The sequence below is a fragment of the Bacillus sp. TH30 genome, assembly GCF_016650875.1.
GTDB lineage: Bacteria > Bacillota > Bacilli > Bacillales > Bacillaceae_G > Bacillus_A > Bacillus_A mycoides.
The window spans coordinates 1-8,227 of the sequence record NZ_JAEKEY010000003.1; the positions used below are offsets into that span (position 1 = coordinate 1).

Sequence of the window (8,227 nt, forward strand, 5' to 3'; positions counted from 1 at the left end):
GCCTCGTACAGCCGCCATTCCCGCCTTACCTTTTCCTACTTCTTCTCCTTCTGAAGCTCCTACTAGTTTAAGTCCGTCAGAAATTCCGAGAGTGCTAGTTATGTAATTATAGTCTTTTACATACTTTGACTTCGCTAATTGATCTGCTTCTTTTGTATTAAGCTTCGGTGGATTAGGCATCTCTCCAGTTTCCCTAGCTTGTTGACCTAATTTGTCAAAATCAAGACTTAAAGTAACATCTGCACCGAGTTTTTTTCTTGCTGCATCAGCAGCTTTTTTTGATGCATTTTGGATTGTGAATCCTGCCAACACTAAATTTGTAACAATTAGGAAAACTGCCATCAAAATTAATGATGTTCCTACTCTTTTTTTCATACTGAGAATTGCTCGTTTCATAAAGTTCATTTTTTCTTACCTCCTTGATAACTTGTATTCTATATAGGTTATCTAGAGTCTATATGGAGCTAATCGGTAGTTTATCTAGAGATATAAGGAGTTTATGTGTAGTTATTCATTGACCTGGTCAAGAAAGACCGGAATACATATTCAAAAACGTAATCGTTTTTGAATATTGGCAAGGAAGTATGGCTTTAGATAGCATTGAATGAGAGCATACAAATCCATGCTTATTACGTAATTTCTATACAACAAATAAAAACCACCCTATTTGAATGGTTCTATGTGTGCTTGTTAAATATGAAAATTTATTAAAGAATATGGAGGTTTATTGAAGTTGGTCGGATTTTCTAATAATAATATTGCGTTAAAAAGCCTAAATTATAATTTTATAAGTTAGGCTTTTATGCTATCTATAAGAAAAAGTTATAGAGACTCATAATATTTTATAATTTAACCTTTTGTATTTAAACAAGTAAAATAAAAGTAACAAGTGCATACATTAAGGAGGTTTTTTGATAGTGATAGAAACTATAACATTTAGGATTGCAACGGCAGATGATTTAGATGAAATTGTAAAAATGCTTGCTGATGATGTTTTAGGAAATAAAAGAGAGCGCTATGAAACACCACTCCCTGATAGTTATATAAGAGCATTTCATGCTATTGATTGTGATCCAAATAACGAGTTGATTGTAGCGTGTGATGGGACGGAGATTGTCGGTATTCAACAAATTACATTTACGCCTTACATTGTACGTCAAGGGGGTTGGAGAGCTACAATTGAGGGTGTACGGACAGCCTCATCAAAACGTGGTAAAGGTATAGGAAGTAAACTTATTAAATGGGCTATTCAACGTGCTAAATTACGGGGATGTCATTTAGTACAGTTAACAACAGATAAAGAACGACAAGAAGCTTTACACTTTTATAAGAAATTAGGTTTTAAAGATTCTCATGAAGGATTAAAACTCTTTCTCTAATGAATATAGCTATTTATATACCAAAAAGACGTATATTGTAAGGTTAATTAACTATAGGCTTCGAAAATTATGGTAACTATCACTGTATTAAATATACAAATTGACACATTGTCTTTCATATAAATTACGTCACTTCAAAAGGTGTACCTTTTGATACGAAAATAAGCAAGTTAATGTTCTCTTTTATGAATGAGAATATTAACTTGCTTTTTAGGTTTTTGTAAAAGATATTTATAGTTTTATTTTATTGATAGCTTTATAATATAATATACAAATTCCCCACCTGTTTTATAATTCAAGCATCTACTATTAGGAAAAGAGAATATTTTACAATTAATTTACAGCATAAATTTTGTCCATCTTTTAGACGATATGTATTTTGGAGGAGGTTAATTTGATTTTTTCAAAACTCATTGATCGATACGCCTTGTATGATTTGCACAAAAAAAGAAGTGTAAAGTTTCAGTATACTTCTCTTTCTAACACCTCACTATATATAAAGGACATAGAATTTTTTTATAAAGTAAAACCATCTCATATTCATTTTAACATTAAGCATTTAAAACAAGAAAAGGAATACATGGTTGGACAATTCAAATATAAAAGCTCGGTTCAATCTGGTGATTCACGCAACGATTCTGTCACTGGGGAATTATTTTTACATAAAAATGAAGATGCACCTCATGTCATCTTTGTTCACGGTTGGAGAATGGATTCTAACGAACGTGTAAAAAAAATATTCCACGACCATATGACCAACTTGAAGTGGAATATGTATTATTTCACTTTACCATATCATTTTGACAGAAAACCGAACCAATCCCTATACAGTGGAGAGTACATGGTAAGTGCCAATGTTGAACGAACTGTAGAAGCAACTAAACAAGCGGTAGCTGATTTACGAACTTTGATCAAATGGATTAAAGCGAATAAAAATGGTCCCTTGATTTTAATAGGAATCAGTTTAGGTGGAGTTATTACTAACTTAACATCTCTTGTTGAACCAGAAATTGATGTGTTAGCATCCATTTTCTACGCGAATCGACTCTCTTATTCAATTTGGAAGACAAATCCAGGTATATTTATTAGAGAAGACTTGGAACATCATGGTGTTACGTATGATGATTTAATAGCTTATTGGAAAATCACTGAACCGAGTCAAGCATTACCAAAAGTAAAAAAAGAAAATATTTTATTAATTTCAGGCAAGCATGATCTTTATGTGCATTCTGAGGATACGGACTATTTGTGGGAATCCTGGGAAAGACCTACGCGATATATTTATACATGTGGGCATGCCGGGATTGTCCTTAAACGTAAAAAAATTGCAACTGATACTATCAATTTTATTCAGAATCGATTGAACTCCCAAATCTTCCCCAATGACATGCCTTAAATTGTGAGATTACTAAGTAGGGGGTAGTACCAACATTCATACGCTAAGATTCTTTCAACATAAAGATTGTTGATAACTTGTACGTGTCAGTAATGTTGGTGCTACTTTAAATACAAAGAGCATGTTTTAAAAAATGATAATAACATGCTCTAAACTTATCTATTTATTTTAATTTCTTAAAGATGTCTACAGGTAATATTGAAACATCTCATGTATTAAAAAGTGTTTCCTGCAGTGCTTTTATGTATCGATCTGCTGACTTCTGAACAGCAAGGTCCGCATGCTTTGACACGACTCGATGAAAAGCATTATAAATACGGTTGAATGGTAGCCCTTTTACTTTATCCATCATCTCTCTTACTTTACTAGCAGGAAGTAGAATCAGATTTGGATAACTGTGATACCTTTTTTATGATTTCCACCTTTTCAGTGTAAAACAGTTCCTCCTTTAAAATGACCTCCAATACGATTTAAAGCAATGCCATTTGTTAATTCAAAAGACTCGCCAGACCAAAAAATTATTTTGTTACTTGGACGTACTACCCATTCTTTTTCGTCTTCGTGGATGTAAATAGGTGCATTGAATGTATCGATCCATTCAACTTGTGTAGAATAATAATGAGGATGAGAAAGGGCTATACTCAAAATCCCTTTGATTTGTTTTTGGATGGTAAAACATGTTTCTCTACTCTTTCATATAGAGTAAGCAATTGCTTGATAAAAGAAAATTTCGGTACTAACCAATACGAAAATAACGCTGCAACACATCCTATTAAAGCCCCTATTGCAACATCAAAAGGATAATGAACCCCTACCCAAATACGAGAAATCGCTACACAAAATGCAAGTATAAGCCATAACCATCCAGTCTTTTTACGAACAAGCCAAAATGAAAAACAAATCGAAAAAAAGAGAATCGTATGGTCACTAGGAAATGAATTATCTACAGCATGGTCGACAAGTTTATTAATATTAGGCAATACTGCAAACGGTTGATAATTCAAATGAAATTCCCCTGCTATTTTTCCAATCACCTCTGCAATCACAAAAGCAGTCATCGCTTGAATAACCATCATCCTACTTTTTCTGGACCCGGTAAACCAATAAGCTATAATAATTAAACCAAAAATATATACCATATATTCTGCCAAAAATACCATGGCTGAGTTTAGAAATGTATATTGTTTACCTAAATCATTAATTGCTCGAAAAATATCAATATTGAATTGAGAAAAAGACATTTTCAAATCCCTCCTTTAAAGTAAGGTGTTTAACTGATTGCCATATACTTTCATTACATGTTGCCATATACTTTCATTACATGAATAGTTTTGATTATTGTACTCATCTAAAAATATCAACCTCTTATGACATCGCTTTCTTCTTTTTCACTATAATAAAAAAGAAAAAGGAAAACATCGAACTCTCTTACAAACATTCGTGCTTTCTTACAGTTTTGTCATTTTCTCGTCATTTTGTAAATGGATTCATCGTCTTGCCTTTCGCTATTTTCAAAAACTCTTGTAACTCTGGGGTTATATCGGTCTTTCGGTATGCAACGGCTAGTTCCGCAACAATTTTAGAATCGCATATTTCTTTGTAAACAACTTCTGATTGATATAATTTATTTGCAGACACCTATCCGCTGTTAATTAAATAAGAAAAGTTCATTTACACTACCTATACCTGCAACTATGGATACTTTAATTACAGATTAAAAAGGAGAAGAACCTTGATAAGTTCTTCTCCTTTTGTTTATTGTTGTTATTAAATTATAATAAAATTACAGTATGTGAAATTATATTACTTTAACTTTAAAAGCGAAGTGAAAACAACCTTCACTCCGCTTTTTGCATTTATTTAATCGGTTTCTCTGTTTTTAAAACTAGTGAACTTAATGCAGGAACTTTAATTTTATTGTCATGGACAACGTAAAGTGTTTTACTTCCCGCCTGATTCTCGTTTACTAGCACTTTCCATGGACCTTTCGATGGAAGTGTTATGTCAACGGCTTCCCTATTTGCATTGTGAGCCACCATAAAGTATTCGCTTTTATTCCCACTTCCCTTTCCATCTATTGTATAAGCTACAACATTTTTTGGAACATCGATAAAAGCTACATACTTTTTAATTCGCTCTGCAGAAGTCATACGAAAAGCTGGGTATTTTTTGCGTAAATCTATTAAGCCCTTCATATACTCTACTTCATTATTAAATGCTGCACGGCGTAACCAATCCATCTGGTTAATAGAATCAGGAGATTTGTAACTATTATGATCACCATATTTTGTGCGCATAAACTCTTGTCCTGCATGTAAGAATGGAATACCTTGTGATGTTAATAAAATAGAAGAAGATAATTTATGCATTTGTTTTCGCATTTCTTCACTGTCACCTGAATTAGTCAACTCAAGTTTATCCCATAAAGTATGATTGTCATGTGCTTCCACATAAGTTAGCACCTGCTCCGGATCTTGATAAGTAGACGAATTTGTATCATAGTCAATACCGGCTGTAATGCCTTTTTTAATACGGTCTTCCATGTTTTGCTTTCCATTTACAAAACCATTTTCTTTCTCCTCAAATACACTACCTTTCAATCCATCACGAATATTATCGTTAAAATGAGCAATCCCTTTCATTTTCTCCGCATTTTTTTGATTTGCTTTCAATTCAGCTGCAAGAGGTGTATTTAAATCCCAGCCTTCTCCATGCAGAATAATAGAAGGATCAATTTGATTAACAGCTTTACGTATCTCATTCATCGTTTCATAATCATGAATACCCATTAAATCAAAACGGAACCCATCTAAATTGTATTCTTTTGCCCAGTATGTGACGGAATCTACCATAAATTTTCTCATCATCTTTCGTTCTGAAGCGGTATCATTCCCTACTCCAGTTCCATTTGCTAATGTTCCGTCTTCATTGTAACGATAATAGTAACCTGGAACTAACTTATGAAAATTTGATTCAGCGGCATTATACATATGGTTATATACTACGTCCATCACAACACGAAGATTATTATCATGCAATGTTTGAATCATTTGCTTTAATTCAGTTATTCGAACAGTTGGCTCAAAAGGATTTGTAGAATAGGAGCCCTCTGGGACGTTGAAATTTTTCGGGTCATATCCCCAGTTATATTGTGGTTCATTTAAATTCTCTTCATTTACTGAAGCATAATCAAATATCGGTAAAAACTGAACGTGAGTAACACCAAGATCTTTCATATGATCAAGTCCTGTTTTTACACCTTCAGGCCCTTTTGTTCCTTTTTCTGTTACACCTAAATATTTTCCTTTTTGCTTAATACCACTTTCAGGTTGAATGGAAAGATCGCGTACATGCAATTCATAAATAATAGCATCTTCCGGATTTTTAAATTTTGGCTTTTTGTTTGCTTTCCATTTTTTTGGATTTGTTTCTTCTAAATCAACAACTGCACCTTTATCTCCATTTACAGAAGCAGCACGCACATACGGATCAACCGCTTCAGTCCACTTATCCCCAATTTTCACCTTATACGTATAAAAGAGACCTTTTTGGTTCCCTTTAAGTTCTGCTTTCCAAGTTCCCTTTTCACCTTGTTGCATGTTTATTTCAGTACCTATTTTATCGCTCCATTTTTTATATGTAACTAACTTCGCTTCACTCGCAGTAGGAGCCCATAAACGGAACTTTGTATGTTGCGGAGTATATATATTCCCTAAATCATTACCACCATAATAAAATAAATTATCAAATTCCTCGCTACGAATGACTTTACCGATTTCAGTATTCGCATCAGCTAAGTTTGCTATTTTAACTTTGTATGTTTGTTTTAAATCAATTTTCTGTTCCGTAATTATTTTAACCTTATTAGTAATATCTCCACTATTTTTATCATAAGGACTAATTCCCTTAATTTTAACGCCTTCAATTTCAATTTTCTGTTCCTTAATATTAAACGGAATATTAGTATTTATAGTGATTTCATTAAAACTATCAATAGTAGCTTTTTGAATAGAGAGATCAGAAGAAGGCTTAGAATCATATACTTTTTCATCACCCGAAAGGATCCATACTTCAGCACGACCATCCCTTATATTTTCAACCCAGTGATCACCTCCATCTTTTTCCCATTCATTGGTACGAACTATAAACCCTACACGATTATAGTCACCATCTATTTTTATCTTAGCGTATTTTCCAAATTCATCTTCACCAGTAAATTCATAAGATTTACCGTTTGCATTTTCTCCCCATACCCAAAGATTCCAGTCTTTTGTATTTCCAGATTTCTCTTTGTAATGAATGATAACTTCAGTTGTTTTCGAATTTGAAACTGCCTTCACACTCTGAAAAGAGAAAACAGATGATAACATAACGATTATGGTAAGTAATAAAAACGATTTGTTAATTAATTTTTTTGTAATTTGCACCCCATACACCCTTTCTTTAAATATTACGAACAATTTATTATGCTCATACTACGAAACACGGTTTAAATTAATCTAGGAATCTCTTTTACTTCACCTCCATATTGGCTATTTTTACGTATGTATTTCAATGATCTTTTAATACGGAAATCAAATATAAGATGGAAACAACCCTTACGAAAACGTTTGCATTAAAACTCAAAAAAATAGATTTGTTTATCCCTTCTTATATTTGTAAACACTAAAAGATCAAGGAAATCATTTTAAAGCAATCGTTTGTTATCGCTTTCATTCTATAGCACTTACTATTAAGAGGTCAATATATTATTAATTTTCTGTTTTTATATACTTTACATCTTATATATTTGTCACAACTTATTAAAGATAGACAGCGTGAATATTATAAGTTTATTTTCATAAATACCTTGCTACGTTGCAAAAAAACAGCTAATATCTTAATATGATATTAGCTGTTTTTTTATAATGTATTAATATATGAATAAAAACTATATTTCTAACTTACTTAATTTTTGCTGCATCAAATGCCTTTTGAACTGCTTGAACTTCAGCTGTATTCGCCCCATACTTATTAGTTGCCACTCGAATACATGCTGATTTCAATTCCTTAAAATTAGAAGTCATGTTTAATTCATCTGTATTTGCATAATAGAAAATATCAAACATTTTATCTTCACCAATTCCTTTAACAGTTACCCCGTTATGCGTTCCACCTTTTGCAATGAGATACGCAACTTTATTAATAATGCTTGAATTAAAATGAACGCCGCCTTGATCCCATCCATTAAAATCGTTAAATTCACTGTAATCATCTGGATAAGGTACTCCAAGTGAAGATGGAACAGAAGCTGGGTTTTCCATATCACGGAAAACAGATCCAGTTTGTTCTCCCATTGTCCAGTTAAAGCTTCCATTATTTACGTATTTCTCAATAGATGTTCCCATAATATCAGATAGCGCTTCATTAATCGCACCAGATTCACCGTAATATTCAAGATTAGATTCGCTAG

Annotated in this window: 6 protein-coding genes and 2 pseudogenes; 2 read left to right on the plus strand and 6 right to left on the minus strand. The window is 32.6% G+C overall.

Going from position 1 to position 8,227, the window contains the following annotated elements; all coding sequences use genetic code 11:
• Positions 1–405: pseudogene (locus JFU20_RS29240) on the minus strand (ABC transporter permease); the annotation flags it as partial.
• A 512-nt stretch (positions 406–917) separates the two neighbouring features.
• Here JFU20_RS29240 and JFU20_RS29245 point away from each other — a divergent pair.
• Complete coding sequence (locus JFU20_RS29245; protein ID WP_002013294.1) at positions 918–1,379, plus strand: GNAT family N-acetyltransferase; 462 nt, start codon at positions 918–920, stop codon at positions 1,377–1,379.
• Positions 1,380–1,773: 394 nt separating this feature from the next.
• A complete protein-coding gene (locus JFU20_RS29250; protein ID WP_002165719.1) occupies positions 1,774–2,775 on the plus strand; it encodes an alpha/beta hydrolase in 1,002 nt (333 codons plus the stop codon).
• 208 nt (positions 2,776–2,983) lie between these two features.
• Here the strand turns inward: JFU20_RS29250 and JFU20_RS30315 are convergent.
• The 5 genes and pseudogenes from JFU20_RS30315 to JFU20_RS29280 form a co-directional block, all read right to left on the minus strand.
• Positions 2,984–3,459 (minus strand): annotated as a pseudogene (locus tag JFU20_RS30315) (MBL fold metallo-hydrolase); the annotation flags it as partial.
• Positions 3,417–4,016 carry an undecaprenyl-diphosphatase gene (locus tag JFU20_RS29265; protein WP_201039254.1) on the minus strand — a complete coding sequence of 200 codons (600 nt, stop codon included), beginning with the start codon at positions 4,014–4,016 and terminating at the stop codon, positions 3,417–3,419. The pseudogene JFU20_RS30315 and the gene JFU20_RS29265, both read right to left, overlap by 43 nt.
• A gap of 229 nt (positions 4,017–4,245) precedes the next feature.
• Complete coding sequence (locus JFU20_RS29270) at positions 4,246–4,413, minus strand: type 2 periplasmic-binding domain-containing protein (protein WP_201039255.1); 168 nt, start codon at positions 4,411–4,413, stop codon at positions 4,246–4,248.
• A gap of 218 nt (positions 4,414–4,631) precedes the next feature.
• Positions 4,632–7,202 carry a type I pullulanase gene (pulA, locus tag JFU20_RS29275; protein ID WP_002013300.1) on the minus strand — a complete coding sequence of 857 codons (2,571 nt, stop codon included), beginning with the start codon at positions 7,200–7,202 and terminating at the stop codon, positions 4,632–4,634.
• Between the two features lie 516 nt (positions 7,203–7,718).
• Positions 7,719–8,227, minus strand: a 509-nt coding sequence (locus tag JFU20_RS29280) for a peptidase M4 family protein (RefSeq protein ID WP_201039256.1), incomplete at its 5' end; no start/stop codon positions are given.